This window comes from Saccharopolyspora sp. 6V, assembly GCF_020176785.1.
Lineage (GTDB): Bacteria > Actinomycetota > Actinomycetes > Mycobacteriales > Pseudonocardiaceae > Saccharopolyspora_C > Saccharopolyspora_C gregorii.
In genome coordinates this window covers 1-18,001 of the sequence record NZ_JAIUKB010000070.1, presented here as the reverse complement: position 1 = coordinate 18,001, position 18,001 = coordinate 1, and the positions used below count along the sequence as shown (strand labels likewise).

Annotated in this window: 13 protein-coding genes; 5 read left to right on the top strand and 8 right to left on the bottom strand. The window is 72.8% G+C overall.

Features of this window, described 5'->3' with window-relative positions; translation table 11 throughout:
• Positions 1 to 106: 106 nt before the first annotated feature.
• A complete protein-coding gene (locus LCD35_RS15045) occupies positions 107 to 2,431 on the top strand; it encodes a pyruvate dehydrogenase (protein ID WP_225044353.1) in 2,325 nt (774 codons plus the stop codon).
• Between the two features lie 251 nt (positions 2,432 to 2,682).
• Here the strand turns inward: LCD35_RS15045 and LCD35_RS15040 are convergent, their stop codons facing one another.
• On the bottom strand, positions 2,683 to 3,201 hold the full coding sequence (locus LCD35_RS15040; protein WP_224967303.1) for an RICIN domain-containing protein: 519 nt from the start codon (positions 3,199 to 3,201) through the stop codon (positions 2,683 to 2,685).
• Positions 3,202 to 3,485: 284 nt separating this feature from the next.
• Between LCD35_RS15040 and LCD35_RS15035 the strand changes: the two genes are divergently transcribed.
• Positions 3,486 to 3,710, top strand: coding sequence for a hypothetical protein (locus tag LCD35_RS15035; RefSeq protein WP_224967304.1), 225 nt, complete (start codon positions 3,486 to 3,488; stop codon positions 3,708 to 3,710).
• A gap of 4 nt (positions 3,711 to 3,714) precedes the next feature.
• On the opposite strand, the gene LCD35_RS15030 is transcribed toward LCD35_RS15035, so the two are convergent.
• Positions 3,715 to 4,578: a LysR family transcriptional regulator gene (locus LCD35_RS15030; RefSeq protein WP_224958643.1), complete on the bottom strand. Its 864-nt coding sequence runs from the start codon at positions 4,576 to 4,578 to the stop codon at positions 3,715 to 3,717.
• Between the two features lie 400 nt (positions 4,579 to 4,978).
• Between LCD35_RS15030 and LCD35_RS15025 the strand changes: the two genes are divergently transcribed.
• A complete protein-coding gene (locus LCD35_RS15025) occupies positions 4,979 to 5,965 on the top strand; it encodes a triacylglycerol lipase (protein WP_224967306.1) in 987 nt (328 codons plus the stop codon).
• A gap of 70 nt (positions 5,966 to 6,035) precedes the next feature.
• Here the strand turns inward: LCD35_RS15025 and LCD35_RS15020 are convergent, their stop codons facing one another.
• The 3 genes from LCD35_RS15020 to LCD35_RS15010 form a co-directional block, all read right to left on the bottom strand.
• The gene (locus LCD35_RS15020) at positions 6,036 to 9,212 is read right to left on the bottom strand and encodes an AAA domain-containing protein (RefSeq protein WP_225044352.1); all 3,177 of its coding nucleotides are present in this window, start codon (positions 9,210 to 9,212) and stop codon (positions 6,036 to 6,038) included.
• Positions 9,209 to 9,562 carry a hypothetical protein gene (locus LCD35_RS15015; RefSeq protein ID WP_224958641.1) on the bottom strand — a complete coding sequence of 118 codons (354 nt, stop codon included), beginning with the start codon at positions 9,560 to 9,562 and terminating at the stop codon, positions 9,209 to 9,211. The genes LCD35_RS15020 and LCD35_RS15015 overlap by 4 nt, the downstream gene beginning before the upstream one ends.
• A 152-nt stretch (positions 9,563 to 9,714) precedes the next feature.
• Complete coding sequence (locus tag LCD35_RS15010) at positions 9,715 to 10,458, bottom strand: class I SAM-dependent methyltransferase (protein ID WP_224958640.1); 744 nt, start codon at positions 10,456 to 10,458, stop codon at positions 9,715 to 9,717.
• A gap of 294 nt (positions 10,459 to 10,752) precedes the next feature.
• On the opposite strand from LCD35_RS15010, the gene LCD35_RS15005 reads away from it, so the two are divergent.
• Entirely contained in the window at positions 10,753 to 12,183 is a 1,431-nt protein-coding gene (locus tag LCD35_RS15005; RefSeq protein ID WP_225044351.1) for a hypothetical protein, read from the top strand.
• On the opposite strand, the gene LCD35_RS15000 is transcribed toward LCD35_RS15005, so the two are convergent.
• From LCD35_RS15000 to LCD35_RS14990, 3 genes are all read right to left on the bottom strand, one after another.
• Complete coding sequence (locus tag LCD35_RS15000; RefSeq protein ID WP_374108080.1) at positions 12,176 to 12,904, bottom strand: lysophospholipid acyltransferase family protein; 729 nt, start codon at positions 12,902 to 12,904, stop codon at positions 12,176 to 12,178. The two genes, LCD35_RS15005 and LCD35_RS15000, sit on opposite strands and share 8 nt — an antisense overlap.
• Before the next feature lie 241 nt (positions 12,905 to 13,145).
• On the bottom strand, positions 13,146 to 13,622 hold the full coding sequence (locus LCD35_RS14995; protein WP_224958637.1) for a (2Fe-2S)-binding protein: 477 nt from the start codon (positions 13,620 to 13,622) through the stop codon (positions 13,146 to 13,148).
• A 308-nt stretch (positions 13,623 to 13,930) separates the two neighbouring features.
• Entirely contained in the window at positions 13,931 to 16,291 is a 2,361-nt protein-coding gene (locus tag LCD35_RS14990; RefSeq protein WP_225044350.1) for a molybdopterin cofactor-binding domain-containing protein, read from the bottom strand.
• A gap of 267 nt (positions 16,292 to 16,558) precedes the next feature.
• Between LCD35_RS14990 and LCD35_RS14985 the strand changes: the two genes are divergently transcribed.
• Positions 16,559 to 17,803: a CdaR family transcriptional regulator gene (locus LCD35_RS14985; protein WP_224968268.1), complete on the top strand. Its 1,245-nt coding sequence runs from the start codon at positions 16,559 to 16,561 to the stop codon at positions 17,801 to 17,803.
• The last annotated feature ends 198 nt before the right edge of the window (positions 17,804 to 18,001 follow it).

Sequence of the window (18,001 nt, the reverse complement as noted above, 5' to 3'; positions counted from 1 at the left end):
GCATCACGCCGCGCTGACTTGTGCAGAAAACGAAGTGTTGGTGGAGTTCACACCATTCATGCCCAGCGGTGGCCGCGGGTCACCCGGTTCGTGAGGAGTTCGACCGATGGCCGACGACGCAGTCGCCCAGCACAGCGGTACGCGCGAGCAGGAGGCGCTCGCCGAGATCGAACGGCGGGTGCTGTGGCTGTCCACCGCGATCATCCACGAGGCGAACCGGAACCGGCCGAACCCCTCGGGTCTGAAGGTCGGCGGGCACCAGGCGTCCTGCGCCTCGATGGTGTCGATCATGACGGCGCTGTGGTTCCACGAGCTCGGCCCCGACGACCGGGTGTCGGTGAAACCGCACGCCTCCCCCGTGCTGCACGCCATCAACTACCTCATCGGCGAGCTCGACGAGCGCTACCTGCCGACGCTGCGCGAGTTCGGCGGCCTGCAGAGCTATCCGAGCCGCTCCAAGGACCCCGACCCGGTCGACTACTCCACCGGGTCCGTCGGCATCGGCGCCACCGCCCCGATCTGGGGTGCGCTGGCGCGCCGCTACGTGCGCTCCACCACCGGGGGCGGCGGCACCGGGCGGCAGTTCTCCCTCGTCGGCGACGCCGAATTGGACGAGGGCGCCGTGTGGGAGGCGCTGCTGGACCCGGCCGTCGCCGAGCTCGGCGAGCTGGTGTGGGTCGTCGACCTCAACCGGCAGTCCCTGGACCGGGTGGTGCCGAACATCGCCGCCGGGCGGCTGCGCGGCATGTTCGCCGCCGCGGGCTGGCAGACGCTGGAGCTCAAGTACGGGCGGCTGCTGGAGGAGCTGTTCGCCCGCCCCGGCGGCGACGCGCTGCGGGACCGCATCGACACCATGACGAACCCGGAGTACCAGCGGCTGCTGCGCTGCGACGCCGCGCAGCTGCGGGACCGGCTGCCCGGTGACGGCCCGGCGCGCGAGGCCATCGATGCCCTGATCGCCGAGCTGGACGACGCGACGCTGCTGGCCGCGATCCGCAACCTCGGCGGCCACGACCTGGGCGCGCTCGGCGAGGTGTTCGGCGAGATCGACGACACCCGGCCCACGGTGATCTTCGCCTACACCGTGAAGGGGCACGGGCTGCCCACCGAGGGGCACCCGCAGAACCACTCCTCGCTGCTCACCCACGAGCAGTTCGCCGAACTCGCGCCCCGGCTCGGCGCCGACGTGGACCGGCCGTGGCAGCGGTTCGACGCCGGCACCGACGCCGGCCGGTTGTGCGCCGAGGCGGGGGCCCGGCTGCGCCGCGAACCGGTGCCCGCGACCGCGCCGCCCGCGCTGCCGCTCGACATCGGCCGCACCCCCACCGGCACCGCGACCACGCAGGCCGCGCTGGGACGGGTGCTGCTGGACCTCACCCGGCAGTCCCCGGAGGCGGCGCGGCGCGTCGTGACCGTGTGCCCGGACGTCAGCTCCACCACGAACCTCGGCGGCTGGGTGAACAAGGTCGGGGTGTGGTCCTCGCGGCAGCGCCGGGACTGGTTCGCCGACGACGCCGAGACCATCCTGCACTGGCGGGAACAACCCACCGGCCAGCACGTGGAACTGGGCATCGCCGAGACGAACCTGGTGGGGCTGCTGGGCGAGCTCGGCTCGACCTGGAGCAGGTGGGGCGAGCCGCTGCTGCCGATCGGCGTGCTCTACGACCCGTTCGTGGAACGCGCGCTGGAGCCGTGGGCGTTCGGCATCTACAGCGGCGGTCAGTCCATCCTCGTCGGCACGCCCTCCGGGGTGAGCCTGGCGCCGGAAGGCGGCGCGCACCAGTCAGTGAAGACCCCGTCCATCGGGCTCGAACAACCCGGCTGCACCAGCTACGAACCGGCGTTCGCGCAGGACGTGGAGTGGGCGCTGCTCGCCTCGCTGGCGCAGCTCGGCAAGCCGGGCGGCACCTCCGCCTACCTGCGGTTGTCGACCCGGCCGCTGGACCAGAACCTCGCCGCGGTCCCGGCCGATCCGGCGGCGCGGGAACGCCGCAGGCGGCAGGTCGTCGCCGGGGCGTACCCGCTGCGCAGCACCCCGGACCCGAAGCTCACCATCGCCGCGATGGGCGTGACCGTGCCGGAGGCGCTGGCCGCCGCCGACCGCCTCGGCCAGGCCGGGGTGGACACCGACGTGGTGTGCGTGACCAGCCCCGACCTGCTGTTCCGCGCGCTGCGGGCACGGCAGGGGCGCCAGGACGGGTCGAGCTGGATCTTGGACCAGGCGTTCCCCGCGCACCGGGCGGCACCGCTGGTGACGATCGGCGACGGGCACCCGCACACCCTCGCGTTCCTGGCGACGGTGAACCGGGTGCCGAGCACCACCCTCGGCGTCACCGACTTCGGCCAGTCCGGTTCCCCGGAGGACGTCTACCGCCACCACGGCCTGGACACCGACACCATCGTCCGAGCCGGGCTCGACCTGCTGGCCTGATCCACGTCGGCTGGGCCGAATCCACAGCGGAGGAGATCCGGTCCCCGAACTCGTCCCGCCGGTTCCCCGTCAGCGGCGAAGCCGTCGAGCCGCCGACCACCCGAGAAACCGGACCCCCGCGAGTTCTCAGCGGTTCCCTCGCGAAGACGGCGATGTCGCCGCGGTGCTGCACGAGAAATGGATCCCGCAGCGAGGGAACCGCTGAGAAGTCCGCCACCCGACCCCCGGGGGCAACCGAGCGGCGGGGTCACTCATGCGGCGTCGATGAGCCACCAGTTCTTGTCCTGGTCGCTGTTCGGCTCCAAGACGACGACCTCGTTGAGCGCGTTGCCGTAGTACGGCGCCACGACCTGTTCGGTCGACCGGGACACGATCTTGTACTCGTTTCCGCCGAACGACCTGCTCGGCAGGGACCACTGGAACTCGGGGACGTGCCTGCACTCGCCCTGGGTGAGCGCGGTCTTCCCGTAGTACTGGCCGCCCGGCTTGAGGCACTTCCCGGTCTTGTCGTTGCGGATCAGGTAGTAACCGCCGGAGTTCTCCACCGACCAGCGGTCACCGTCGGCGGTGCTCGCCGAATTCCACGCGTACATCCAGATTCCGTCGTTCGAGTTGTTCCCGTAGTTCTGCGGGAGCAGGCTCCCATCGGTGGCCGAGTTGATGATGCGCAATTCCGCGGACGCCGCACCGGCCGCACCGGCGAGCATTCCGGACAGCGCGGTCAGCACCGCGGCCGCGAGGACGCCGAACCGGACGAGAACACGTTGCATGGCACACCTTTCCCAGAAGTAGGCGAGCCGATCCGGCCGCCACCATCTTGATCGGCGACCGGCAACCGGAACTCGATCACACGAACGGGCGGACGATTCGATTTCCGGAGCCGTTCGACAATGGAAATGAACACTTCGAATTCCGCATCGGGGAGGACCCATCTGTTCCGCAGCTGGCGGCCATCGAGAACGGTCGTTGGACCGGGGCGGACATCGGCCGAACACTCGGAGCGAGCGCACCGGACGCATTCCGGAGCGCCGACACCCCCGAGAGGAATCCCGACATGCCTTCGAGCGATCTGGCCCGGTTGATGCGCTGCTTCGCCGCGCGGACGCTGCTGCTCGCGCTCGCGCTGGGGCTCGCGGGCGCGCAGCTGCTGGCCCTGCTGGCGCTGCTGGCGGCGACCGGCCTGCTGGCCTGGTCCGGTGCTCCCGCGTCCACCGCCCGTCTTCGACCCTGCGCGGCGGATCGTGGTTCTTCCTGCTCCGCAACGGAAGTCGAGGGATAGGCCGTCAGCCGACGAGGTGCGCGAGCAGCGCCCGAGCGGCCGGGTTGGTGAGCTCCGCGGAGCGCCCGACCAGGCGGATCGGCCGGACCAGCGCCGGTTCCGCCAGCCGCGCGTGCGGCAGGCCGGAGCGCTCGGCGACGACGTCCGGCACGATGCTCACCCCGAGCCCCGCCGCCACCAGGGCGATCAGCAGCGGGACGTGCGTGGCCTCGCAGACCCGGTTGAGCCGCACCCCGGCGTCGGCGAACCCGCGCGCGATCATCGCCTGCAGGCTGCTGCCGAGGAATTCGACGAACGGTTCGTCCCCGCACTCGGTCAGCCGCACCCGGTCGCGACCGGCCAGCCGGTGCCCGGGGTGGCAGACCAACGCCATGCGCTGGGTCCACTCGCCGAAGCGGACGAGCTCCGCGTCGAACGGGCCCTCCCCGGCCACGTACGCCAGGTCCAGCTCACCGGCCACCACCGCGTTCGCCAGGTCCGGCATGATCCCTTCGCGCACGTGGATGCGCACCCCCGGGTACCGCAGCCGGAACTCACCGAGCTCGGCGGGCAGGTCGAGCACCGTCAACGTCTGGATGGTGCCGATCGACACCCGCCCCCGCGACAGGCCCTGCACCGCGGCCACCTCGCCGCGGGCCGCGACCACGTCGGCGGTGATCCGCCGCGCCGTCGGCAGCAGCGCGCGGCCCGCCTCGGTGAGCAGCACCTTGCGGCTGGTGCGCTCGAACAGCGCGGAGCCCAGCTCCACTTCGAGCTTGCGGACGGACGCGCTCAGCGCGGACTGCACGACGTGCACCTCGCGCGCCGCCCCGGTGAAGCTGCCGTGCCGCGCGACCGCGAGGAAGTGCTCCAACTGCCGCAGCTCCATCGGCCCACGGTAGCGCCACCCGCCGGGACGAGCGCCGAGATGGTGGTCACGGCGGGGCGTTCCTCGACCGCCGCCGGCCCGTCCTTCGTGGACCTTCCGGGAAGCCGCCGCGGGGCGAACGCCGTCGACGTCCGGTTCGATCCCGGTGCCGCGGCCGGCTGCCGTGCGAGGACGCGCTCCCGAGCACCGACGCGCTCGCCGCTCCCCGTTGCTCCAGGTGGCGCAATTCGGCGCGTTCGGCCACGTGGCCGCGGGTTCGGGGGTTAGCGTGCCGGGCCCGACCTCGCGGCCGATCGCCGTGGGGGCGCGACGCCCGCCGGTGCGGGCGGCCCGCGAGGTCGGGAGCGACGCGGGGGAACACCTGGGGCCCGCGTCGACCTCGATCGGAAGGAGCATCCACATGATCAGCCGACGATGGCGCGGAGCGGCCGCGGCACTCGCCGCCGGACTGGTCCTGAGCATCCCGGCCACCGCGCAGGCGGCCGGTGACGCGGCACCCGCGGCCGAGCAGCCGACGATGCTGCTGGTGCACGGGTTCAACACCGACCCGCCGACGTCCTGCAACAGCTCCACCTGGAAGACCGCGCTGGAGTACTACCAGCACCCGGGCGGCCGGGACCGCGGCTCGCTGCGGACGATCGGCTACTACGCGGGCGATTCCGCGCACTGCGACGACGTGATCGGCGACGGGGAGGCCACCAAGAACCGGCCCATCCAGGAGATCGCGAAGGACTTCGCCAACCACATCCACGCGAACTACACGGCGAAGGGGAAGCAGGTCGACATCGTCGCGCACTCGATGGGCGGGCTGATCACCCGCGTCGCGATCCTCGGCACCCGGGAAGGCTGGAGCGGGTTCCCGTCGGAGGTGGACGTGCGCAACGTCGTCACCCTCGGCACCCCGCACCAGGGATTGCGCGACGGCTGCACCAAGGACGAGTTCGAGGCGAAGAAGTGCAGCAGGCAGTGGCACCAGATGACGCCGACGAAGGACGGCGGCTCCGGGTTCATCGACAAGCTGCACGAATCCGCGAAGGGGAAGGACGACCGCGGCCTGGACGACCCGTGGGCGAAGGACATCGACTGGAGCCTCGCCGGGTCCACTGAGGACGGAACCGTCTCGTACCCCTCCGCGATCGACAAGGGGTACTTCGCGCACCAGAAGTACGGCTTCGACGAGGACCTCGACGGCGACGGGTCGAACGAGTGCTCCGACCCGGAGATCAGCCACGGCGCGCTGCGCTCCACCAAGGGAGCCGGCGGGTTCTGCCTGCGCTACTGGCACCACGGTGCCGGCGGCGGGCCGCACACCACGGAGAACGGCTGGTCCCCGCTGAAGGTGGCGTTCAAGGCCGCCACGCACATCGGTGATGACCTGCCGAAGTGACTCCCGGGCCGTGGCGCGGACTCGATCTCCGCGCCACGGCCGGGATTCCGGGTCCTCGCACCGGGCGGCGTCACCGCACCGGGGCCCGGTGGTCGGTCGCGCGCAGCCCCAGCAGGTCGTCGGTGTCGCCGAGGTCGTGCAGCCGCCACACCGGCATCCGCACCGCTGAGCGCACCCCCGGTTCGGGGTCCAGCAGCTCGCGGCGGCGCAGCATCCGGTGCAGGTGCTCGGCCGGATCGACCCCGCCCTCCGGACCCCGGTCCAGCAGCACCGACAGCGGCACCCCGCCGTCGGAGATCGACGCGTCCACCCGGTGGCCGTTCAGCACCTGGTCCAGCTGCACCGACATCCCCGGCAGCAGCTCGTGCAGCCGCCGCTGGTGGACGTCCGGTTCGGGCGCGCGGTGCCCGCGGCGCGCGGCCGCGAGCAGGTCCGCGCCGATGCCGTGGCGCCCTTCCCAGAACGTCGCGTCCCCGACCACCACGAGCTGCGAGCGCGCCCGGGTGATCGCCACGTGCCACAGGTCGCAGCGCCGGTCCAGCCAGCGTGCCGCGCCCTCCGCGACGCCGGGCGCCGCGACCGGGGAGAGCACCACCGCGTCGCACTCCCCGCCCTGGAAGTCGTGCACGGTGCCGATGCGCACCCGCGGATCACCGGCGAGCCGCTGCTCCAGCAACCGGCTCTGCGGGCGGAACAGCGCGATCACGCCGATCGTGGCGTGCTCCGGCAACGAGCGGCGCAGCGCCGCCACCACCCGGGCCACCACGGCGGCCTCCTCCGGGTTGTGCCAGCTGCCGCCCCGCTCCGGCGCGCACGCGCGGCCGGGCACGTCCCGCCACTCCAAGGCGGGTCGTTCCATGGCGGGCCTGCCGCGGATGTCGGTGAGCACGACCTGCGCCTCGCCGGGGAACAGGCCGGCGGCGGTGTCGGCGATCCGCGGGTGGCAGCGGTGGTGCTCGTCGAGCCGGATCGCGCCGCCGGTGGCGCGTTCGGCCGCGTGCCAGGCGCTGTGCCGCCGGAAGCTCAGCGCCCGCTCCTCCAGCCAGTCCGCCGGGATCCGCAGGTCCCGGCGGATCCGCGACTCGGCCGCCGGGTCGAGGTGCGTGACGTGCGCGAGCTGCCCGGCATCGCCGAGGACGACGGCGCGGCGCGCGCGGAACAGCAGCGGCAGCAGCGCGGCGATGCCGCAGTGCGCGGCCTCGTCGACGACGACCAGGTCGAACAGGGCGGGCACCAGCGGCAGCCGCGCCGCCTCCTCGCAGGTCGCGGCGCGGCTGCGCACCGCGGGGTCGCCGTCGTCCTGCTGCCGGACCGAGGCGAGCAGCACCTGTTCGGCCGCGGTGCGGGCCGCGTCCTGCGCGCTGCGCAGCGCGTCGGCGAGCCGCTGGTCGTCGGGGCGCTCCCGCAGCAGCGCCCGCTGCTCGCGCCACGTGTGCTCGGCCGCGGCGAACTCGGCGACGGCCCGGCAGATCGCCCGCGGGTCCCGGTCCGCGCAGTCCCCCGGTTCGATGCCGAGGGCGCGCTGCACGCTCGCACGCCGCCAGCGGGTGAAGATCCAGGCGTCGGCGGCCCCGCCGGCCCGTCGCGCCCACCGGCGCGGGCGCGGGCCGATCCGGTCGGCGAGCTCCGCGCCGGTGCGCACCAGCGCGCCGGGCACCGCCGCGCAACGCCGCCACACCTCGTGCACCGCGGGGTCGTCGGCGTCGGCCACCAGCACCCGCTGGCCGGTGAAGACGGCGGTCGCGACGAGGTTCGCGACCAACGCGGTCTTGCCGCTGCCGGGCGGACCGGTGACGGTGCTGAGCCGCCTGCTCATCGCCGTGCGCACCGCCTGCCGCTGCGATTCGTCGGCGGGCCACGGCAGCACCGGTCGCGGCGGTTCGTCGACCTCGGTGGTGTCGCCGTCGAGCAGCGCACCCAGTGCGGTGCCCGCGACCCGGCCGGGTTGTTCGGCGATGCCCGCCAGATCGTCGAAGGCACCCGGGCTGATCAGCCGCGGCTGTTCGGCGAACAGCACCGCCACGTTGCGGGCGCCGTCGCCGCGACCGTCGAGGGATTCGTCCAGGGCGTCCGGCTCCGGTTGCGCGCCGCCCGGCAACCGGTAGGTGCCGTGCAGCAGGTCGTGCACGTCGGCGGCCATCCGCGCGCGCCGCCCGCCGCGCCAGCCCGGCGCGAACCAGGCGGCGAGGGCGTCGGTGCCCTCCACGCCGAGCCGCCGCCGCGCCAGCCCGCGGTGCGGCAGCACCGGCCCGACGGGGCGGAGCCTGCGTCCCGCACCGGAACCGACGGGTTCGACGCGGCGCACCAGCAGTGGCGCGAACTCGGCGGCGGCACCGGCGCGGCCGGGCAGCAGCACCGCCGGGTAGCCCGCCCACAGCGGGCGTCCGCGCCGTTCGGCCTCGTCGAGGAACGCGGCCGCACCGGGCGGCACCGGTGCGCAGCCGTCGTCGTCGAGCTCGCCGGACAGCAGCCGTTCCCGGCCGGGCAGCACGACGTACCGCTCGCCGGCGGCGCGCACCGGGATCAGCCCGGAGTGCGGTTCCTCGGCCAGCAGGCAGCGCCGGTAGTAGCCGAGGACCGCGGCCAGGTCCGGGTCGTCCCGCTCCGAGTCGTCCCGCTCCGGTGCGGGACCCGGTGCCCGCCGCGCGCGGAAGGAGAGCGCGATCGCGTCGTCCACGTCGACCGCGGACCGCACCGGTGGTCGCTCGCCCGCGGCCCGCAGCCGCCGGTCGAGGTGCTCGAACAGCGCGTCGGCGGTGAGCTCCGCCCCACCGCTCCCCGCGGTGCGCCACGCCTCGGCGAGCCGCTCGGCGAACGCGCCGGTCCCGGCGAGCACGTAGGTGCCGCGCGCGGTCAGCGGGCAGCTCCGCACGGACGTTTCTCCTCGCTGCGGCGGCGAATCCACGATCGCGACCGCGTGCGCGGCGCGGCACGCTTCGAGCTGCTCGTCGACGAACCCGGCGTGCACCCCGGTGCCCGCGAGGTCGTCGGGATCGGTGTCGGCGGCGAGGAACACGTGCTCGCCGCCGGGGCCGATCGCCCCGGGTGCGGCGAGGTGCAGCAGGGCGAGCTCGTCCGGCGCGCAGCCGTCGAGGAACTCGGCGATCTCGGCGCGCAGCCGGGCCGCCGACGGGTCCCGCACCACGCGCACCGGCCGGTAGCCGTCCGCCGTGAGCCGCCGGACGCCCGCCGCGTGGTCCCGGCCGACGCCGATCAGCAGCGCCCGGCCGCGGCGTGGCCGGGTCACGCGTCGGCCCGCAGGTCGCGCGGGAGCGCCCGGACCAGTTCGGGGCATTCGTTCGGCCGGCCGGACAGCCACATCGACCGTCCGCCGAGCACCAGCTCCACCTCGTGGGAGGCGTCGCGGGCGCACCACTCGCTGATCGCGCAGAGCAGCGCCGGTGCGGTCACCGCGCCGGAGGATCCCAGCGACGCCCACAGCAGCGGGCCGGGGGCGTCCTGCTCGGTGGCGAGCGAGACCTGGACGCCCAGGGCGTCGCGGAGCTCGTCGCGCAACGATCGCACCAGCCGTCCGCCGCGGTGCGGACCACCGCCGACCGCGACCCTGATCCAGAAGACCGTCGAGCCGTCCGCCATGCCGCCCTCTCCAGCTGAATCCGCTCAGATCGCCGCAGATCTTAGAAGATCACCGACTCGATCCGGTCGAATTTCCCGAGATGGCACCCCGACAGCGCAGAACTGAGATGATCTCAGCACGGTCCGCCGGGTGATCCCGCAGCCGCGCGGGGTCAGGCCGCCGTTCGGGGGCGCGCGGTGCGCAGGTGGAACGCGGCGCTGGACGGGTGCGCGTATTCCGGCAGCAGGTGGTCCAGCCGCTCCCCCGCGTCGAACCCCGCCGCCCGCAGCAGTTCCCCGGTCTTCGCGGCGGTGAGCCCGCTCCAGTTCGGCGTGGCCCGCCCGATCTTCCGGTAGTCCCGGAGCACCTTGGGCAGGTAGCCGTGGTCCGCGCCGGGCCGCAGCGAGGCCAGCACCCGGCGCGCGTCGTGCCGCCAGCCGTGCCACACGCCGTCGGCCAGCAGCAGCGCGCCGCCCGGGGCCAGCACCTGTCGCCACACCCGCAGCGCCCGCACCGGGTCCGGCAGGGTCCACAGCACGTAGCGGGCGCTGACCAGGTCGAAGCCGTCGCCCACCACCTCGCCGACGTCGTGCCCGCCGCACTCGGCGAACCGGACGTCCACGTCGCGGCGCCGCGCCTCCTCCCGGGCGTAGCCGAGCATCGCCGGGGACGGGTCGACCGCGGTGACCTCGTGGCCGAGCTCGGCCAGCAGCGTGCTCAGGAAACCGGTGCCGGTGCCCACGTCCAGCACCCGCAGCGGCGCGGTGCGCTCCGGGAACGCCGCGTGCACGGCCTTGTCGCACACCGCGCGCCACGCCTCGCGCTTGTCCTGCGCGTAGCGCTCGTAGAAGTCGTTGTAGGCCGCGGCCCGCTGGGTCCAGTTGTCGCGGACGGCTTCGATGGCGCGGTCGGTCACGGGTGGGTCCTTTCGCCTGGGTCACCTCACCCTGGGCGTTGTCGCAACCGATGTGCAACAGCCTCGTCCGCACGGGAACGCAAGTCACATCCCGGGCCGTTCGCGGCCACCTTGCCCCGAGTTCTGCCCGATCGGACCTTCCACCGGACCGATCAACCACGGAGAGTAATGATCAGTACCGATCGGAGGGCGTTCATGCGAGTGCCACGCGCACGCGGTGTACCCGGCCAGGACCGACCCCGCCCGATGCCCCACCAGCGGCCGGACCCCGCGCCCGCAGCTCCGGCCCCCGCGATGTCCAGCACCAGCGTGGTGCACCTGCAGCGCACCGCGGGCAACCGGGCGGTGGCCCGTTCGCTGCAACGGGCGCCGGAGCAGGAGTCGTCAACGGCGCCCGGCTTCCTGCGGCAACCCAGCGGCGGGTTCCACGCACTGGTCCCCGACTCGATCGAAGCGCTCTCGGTGAAGGACAAGCTGCTGGACCGCCTCGTGGAAGGGCCGGTGTTCAGCGACTCCGAGATCGCCGACCTCGAGCGGCAGGACCCGAAGTGGCTGCGGGCGATCGGTACCGGGAGCTACGCGGAAGCGGTGGCGTACGCGACGGAGGGCACCTACTACGACTGGCTGCGCCTGGCACCGGGGAAGCGGCTGCTGATCGCCACCGTCGAATGGCGGAAACGCCTCGGCCGCACGGAGAAAAGCCCGGCCTTCACCCTGGGCAGGCACCTGGACCTGCGCGGCGACGCCGTGCCCGCGGCGGATCGCGAGCGGGTCATCGCGGAACGCGACGAGCAGATCAAGGACGCGTTCGTCCGGACCTTGGCGCCCGCGTTCGAGGACGACCCGCTGGTGTCCGCCGACGACGCGAAGCGGAACGTGCGCGCGAACACGATCTTGAGCCGGATCTTCCTGATCCTGCAGAACGGTCTGAAGGTCTACGACGACGCCGCCGCCGACCACGTCGACTACGTCGACGGCGACGTGGCCAGGGCCTTGGCGCACGGGGGCCGGGTCAACATCCGCATCCCGGCGCTGGGCGCGGACGGACCCCCGCCCACCGCCCTGCTGGATTGGCTCGGCGTCACGGAGAACGGCGTGAACGCGCGGGAGAAGGAGGAGAAGCGGGACTACGCCACCCACCACATGGACATCCGCGGGACCGACGAGTTCGAGGAACGCGGCGGCATGGCCGCATCGGCCTCCAACGTGCTCTCCCGCCTCAGCGACGAACAGGTCCGCATGTGGGGCCTGCCCCTCGCCGCCGACGGGATGGGCGGGCACGACTTCAACGGTGACGTGATCCTCCCGGACAACTCGCACGGGCACCTGCTGCTGATCTTCACCCCGCCGCAGCAGGACCAGGACGGGGCGTTGCAGGTCGGCATCGAGACGATCGGCCCCGGCGGCAAGAGCCCCGTCGGCTACCGGCACAACGCCCTGTCCACGGAGGCCACCGCGAACCCGGAATCCAGCTTCTACGGCCACAAGAAGGACAAGATCGGCGGTGGCCGGCTCAAGGACAACCAGCGCTACGTGCCGCTGGCGGAGCTGCCGCTGGGCTGGGTCCGATTCCTGGACGAGGTGAAGGAAGACTGGCAGGACCGCCTGTTCGAGGCGGGAGACGACCTCCACTCCCGCCGAGCGCTCTACGGCGAGCTGGTGGGCAGGCGCACGGGCCGGTTCGCACCCAGCACGCTGGGCGAGCGCTCCTTCCTGCTCACCTAGCCGGCTCCGCCGACCTGATCTCGGCCAGCTGCGCGGTGATCGCGGCCATGATGCGATCGGTGGCCTCCCGCAGGACGGCCGCGGTGAGCGGCAGGCCGATCAGGTCGTCCAGCGGCACCGGTGGTCCGGCGGCCAGCTCGACCGCGGTGCGCCGGAACAACCGTGGCGGGCGGCGGCGCGGCAGCAGGCGGTGCGTGCCCCAGTTCGCCAGCGGCACCACCGGAACCCCGGTGCTCAGCGCGACGCGGGCGATGCCGGTGCGCCCGCGCGCGGGCCAGTGCGCGGGATCGTCGGAGAAGGTGCCCTCCGGGAAGAACACCACGCATTCGCCGTCCGCGGCGGCCCGCACCGCGTCCCGGTAGGCGTCCTGGGCGCGGGCCGTGCCGCGGTGCACCGGGATGTGCCCTCCGGAGCGCATCACGTTTCCCACCAGCGGAATCCGCCACAGGTCGGCGCGTGCCAGGTAGCGCGGGACGCGTCCGGCGGCGAGGCAGAACGCGGTGGCGGTGATCGGATCGGCGAACGACAGGTGGTTCGTGGCCACCAGCACCCCGCCCGCGGGCAGGCCCCCGCGCAGCCGCAGCCGGGAGCTCGACGCCAGCACCGGCCACACCAGGTCGATGGCCAGCCCGAACCAGGGGCCCCGGCCGCGGCGGGGGAAGCGCCGCCCGAGCCGGACGGCGTCGCGCAGGCGTTCCGAGATCAGTCGCACGAGGTCCATTCGTAGCCGACGCCGTACCGGACTGGTCGGTCGGCCCGGCGCGCGGAGGCACCGGCGCACGGGTGCTCTGGTGGACGGCCGTCCCGGGCACCCGGCGGCCAGGGCACCCGGCGGCCAGGGCACCCGGCGGCCAGGGCATCCAGCGTCCCGGGCACGCGGTGGCCAGGCATCCGGGGGCACCGGCGCACGAAGGCCCCCCCGGCCCGGTCGGCCGGACGGGGCGTCCGCACCCCGCGCCGGGTCACATCTGCTGCGCGCCCGCCTTGATGGCCTTGCGGATGCGGGTGTAGGTGCCGCAGCGGCAGATGTTGCGGATCTCGTCCAAGTCGGCCTCGGTGATGTCGCGACCTTCCTCGGTGACCTGCCGGACCTTCGCGACCGCCGCCATGATCTGCCCGGGCTGGCAGTAGCCGCACTGGGCGACGTCCTCGTCCAGCCACGCTTCCTGCATCGGGTGCAGCTCGCGGCCGACGGTGCCGGGCAGGCCTTCGATCGTGGTGACCTCGTCGTCGGGCTCGATGTCGCCGACCCGCACCGAGCACGGGTTGAACGCCTTGCCGTTGATGTGCGAGGTGCACGCCTTGCACACGTTGATGCCGCAGCCGTACTTCGGCCCGTAGAAGCCGAGCACCTCGCGCAGCACCCACAGCAGCCGCACGTCGTCTTCGATGTCCACCGTCACCGTCTCGCCGTTGAGCCGGAAAGTGTGCTGTCCCATGCCGAAAGCTCCTCCCTCATCGCGCCGCGCGCGGTCGACCCGAGCGACCGCCCGCACAAGTCCAGTCCTTCGAAAACCCCGCCGCGCACCTGAACCCCGCACGGCCCACGTCCTTCTTCTCGTCAGCGGCGAAGCCGCTAGCAGCGACCCAGCACTCAACCGGATCACCCGCGGGTTCTCAGCGTTCTCCTCGCGAGGACAGCTTTTTCGCATGTGGCGGAGCCACCTGTGAAAAAGATCCCGCAGCGAGGAGGACGCTGAGGTTCCGCCACCCGCCCCGCAAAAGCAGGACGACCGGCGGACAAGACTCAGTAAACGAAGTCCAGGCCGTTGGTGGGTGATTGCGGCACGGGAGGCACCACCGGCTTCGGATCGAAGCTCAACGTCCCGTGGTTGATGGGGAAGCTCGTCGGCATCGTGCCGGTCGCCGCCCCGTAGGCGCAGGCCGTCGCGGCCATCGAGGCGGGCACCCCGAACTCCCCGGCACCGCCCGGTTTTCCGGTGGTGGGCGGCATGATGATGACCCGCACGTCGGGCGGGGCGTTCCACTGCCGGGTGTAGAAGTAGTCGTCCCAGCTGCCTTCGAGGAACGTGCCGTCCTTGAGGTGCAGGCTGGAGGTGAGCGCCTGCGCGATGCCGTCGGAGATGCCGCCCTGCATCTGCGCTTCCAGCCCGCGCGGGTTGAGCGCGAGCCCGGTGTCGACGGCGAGCACCACCTTCGTCACGCGCGGCCCGGTGACGGCGTTGCGGATCTGCCGGTTCACCGTCTCGGGCCGGCAGTCGATCTCCACGAGGACCGCGACGGCGCCCTTGTACTCCTTGTGCACGGCGATGCCCTGCGCGCAGCCGTCGGGCATCGACCGGCCCCACTCCCCTTCCTCGGCGACCTCGTCGAGGACCGCGATCAGCCGTTCGTCGTCGAGGAAGGAGCGGCGGAACTCGTAGCGGTCCTTGCCCATCTTCGCGGCCAGCTGGTCGACGATGAGTTCCTGGGCGGTGCGCACGTCCGGGTTGAACAGGTTCCGGTTGGAGCCGGTGGGGAACGTGTCGTACTGCATGATCTCGTTGAGCAGCTGGGTGGTGACCCCGAACTTGTAGGGCACCCCGACGGTCAGCTCGAACACCGGCACCGAGAACGCGGCGAAGTTGCCCAGCCCCAGCGGGGGCAGCCGGGCGGCGACGGACGTGATCGCCTCCGCGAAGCCCATCGTGTAGTCGGTGGCGATGCTGGTGTGCCGCTGCTCGAAGGTGAGCACCTTGTCGTCGACGTAGCTGGCGCGGATGCGGGAGGTGCACATCGGGTGGGTGCGGCCCTGGCGGCATTCGTCGGTGCGGTGCCACATGAGCTTGACGGGCTTGCCGAGCTCCTTGGAGATCTCCACGGCCTCCAGCACGACGTCGTTGAACATGCGCCGGCCGAACGCGCCGCCGCCCTGCTGGACGTGCACGCTGACCGCTTCCTGCGGCAAGCCCAGCTTCGCGGCGACCTCCTGCTTGCACAGGATCGGCGATTGCAGGCAGGACCAGATCTCGGCGCTGCCGGGGCGCACGTCGGCTACGGCGGTGTTCGGTTCGAGCGCGGCGTTGTTGCGGAAGTGGAAGGTGAACTCTCCCTCCACTGTGGACCCGGTGTCCGGGACGACGAGCGGAATCTCGGAGGCCTTGATCTTCTCCAGCACGGTGTCGTCGGATTCGCCGTCGACGGTGCCGGGTTCCCAATTCACCTCCAACGCGCGGACCGCGTCGATGCACTGGCCGAAGGTGCGGGCGCGCACCGCGACACCGGTGGAGATCGGGACGACGTCGGTGACGCCGGGCATCCCGCGCACATCGTCGAGGTTCACCACCGACTCCGGGCCGCCCTTGATCGTCGGCGGGCGGCACACCATCGTCGGCAGCGCGTCGGGGATGTCGAGGTCCATGCTGAACTTCTTGCGGCCGGTGACGGCGTCGAGGGCGTCGACCCGGTTGTGCGGTTTGCCGAGGACGCGGAACTCGCTCTCCGGCTTGAGCACCGCCTCGACCTGCTCGGTGACGTCGCTGGCGGCCTTCTGCGCGAGGTCGCCGTAGGGCAGCTGGGTGCCCGCGACCGAGCTGATCACGCCGAGCTTGCTGGTCAGCAGGCCGACGGGTTCGCCGAGCTCGTTCGCGGCGGCCTGCAACAACCGACCGCGGGCGATGGCCGCGGCCACCCGGACCGGCGTGTAGATGGAGATCGCCGTGTTGGAGCCGGCGGTGAACTGGTTGAACATCAGCTCGGGGCGGGCGTCGGCCAGCGACACCCGGACCTTCTCCACCGGCAGGTCCAGCTCCTCCGCGATGATCATCGCGACCATGGTGGTGATGCCCTGCCCGCTCTCGGTGCGCGGCATCTCGAAGGAGGCGGTGCCGTCCTCGTGCACCTGCACCGAGATGAGGTTCGAGGTGGGCAGCGCCGACTCGGTGAGCAGGTCGTTGAGGTCCAGGATGTCGGAGGGTTCCGGCAGCGCCGCGTGCGCGGTCGCCGGATCCGCGAACTGCCCCAGCTGCGCGGCGGCGGCCACGGTGGGCGCGGCCAGCAGCAGGCCGAGGAACCGGCGGCGGTCGAGGCCGGTGGCCCCGGGGTCCGGGCTCTCCAGGCTGCTCGGCCGAGGTCCACGGCCTGGCTGGGAGGTGCGGCGCTGGTCCATCGCGCTCCTTCCGCCGCCTCCCCGTGCGGCGGGGACGGCGATCGATCGACGTTGATCGGTGGTGGGATCGGAGACCCATCCTGATCAGCACCGGTCCGCGGATCGAGGGCGTTCCGCCCACCGATCCGCACCGGATCTTGTGCGGATTGCCATCACGCGCGCCGCCGGATGGCCCATCGGGTGCTCGCACGACTGGTGGACTTGCCGTGATCCGGAAATTACCCTTCCCCGAACGGCGCTCGCGGGAGCCGCAAAGGAGCGGAGCTCATGACCGACGAATCCACCACGGAACAGCCAGGTCAGGACACCGGCGACGGGGAGCAGCGGATGCTCGCCGGGCTGGCGCGGGCCTCGCTGGCGAGGGTTCCGGAGCTCGCCGACGCGCTGGTGGACCAGACGTGGGGTTCGGTGTACACCCCGGACGGACCGGTCGCCAAGGACGACCTGTGGCGATCCTGCCGGGACAACATCCACGGCATGCTCACGACGCTGAGCGGCACCGGCCCGTCCCGGCCGGACCTGCTGGGACCGGCCCGCAGCACCGGCGTGCGCCGGGCGCAGCAGCACTGCCCGCTGGACTGGGTGCTGCACGCGTGGCGGCTCAGCGGCCAGGTGCTGTGGGCGGACATGGCCGAGCACACCGGGGCGCACGGCCCGCAGCACCTGCGGGAGCTGGTCGGTTCGGCCGGGGAGCTGTGGGGCGTCACCGAACGCTTCTCCATCGAGATGGCGCTGAGCTACCACGCCGCGGAGCAGGAACTGCTCGGTGGCGCGGAACTGCGCAGCACGATGATCATGGATGCGCTGCTGGACGGACGGGCCGCCGAGGTGCGCGGGGAAGCCGAGCACCTGCTCGGGCTGGGACGCGGCAAGCGGTTCGTGGTGGCCGTCGCCGAAACCTCCGGCGAGCGCCCCGCGTCACCGCGCGAACTCGCCGACGGGTTGCGGCGGCGCGGCCTGGACTCCACGTGGCGGCTGCGCACCGGTTGCCAGGTCGGGATCATCGGCGTCGGCGAGGGCCAGCCCGCCGAGGTCGCGGGCGCGCTGCGCGAACGCGCGGTGGCGCGCATCGGGGTGTCCCAGTCGCTGTCGGCGCTGATGGAGGTCGGCGCCGGGTACCGGATGGCGATGCTCGCGATGACGACGCTGCCCGCGCACCGGCCCGGCGCGGTGTCGCTGGACGAGTGCCTGCCCGACGCCTTGGCGCTGAGCTCGCCGGAACTGGCGGACCGGATGGTGCTGGTGACGTTCGGGCCGGTGCTCGCGCTGCCCACCGCGGAGCGGGAGGAGCTGCTGCACACGGTGTCGGTGTGGATCCGCTCGCTCGGCTCCACGCTGCGCGCGGCGAAATCGCTGTACTGCCACCGGAACACGGTGCTCAACCGGCTGCGGCGGATGGAGTCGCTGACCCACCTGGACCTCAGCGATGTGACGGTGTGGCCGCAGATCCTGCTCGCCCTGTCCATCCTCCGCCGCGAAGGCCGCCTCCCCGCCGAACCCGACACCCCCTGACCGGACCACGACCGCAGAACCCACCCACCGAGCCACATCGTCCGCCTGTCAGCGGCGGAGCCGCTGAGCTGACGACCACGCACGCAACCGGACCACCCGCGGGTTCTCAGCGCTTTCCTCGCGAGGGGGGGGTTTTTGGGGGGGGGGGGGGGGGCCCGGGGGCGGGGAGAGGCCCCGCGGCCCGGGGGGGGGGGGGGG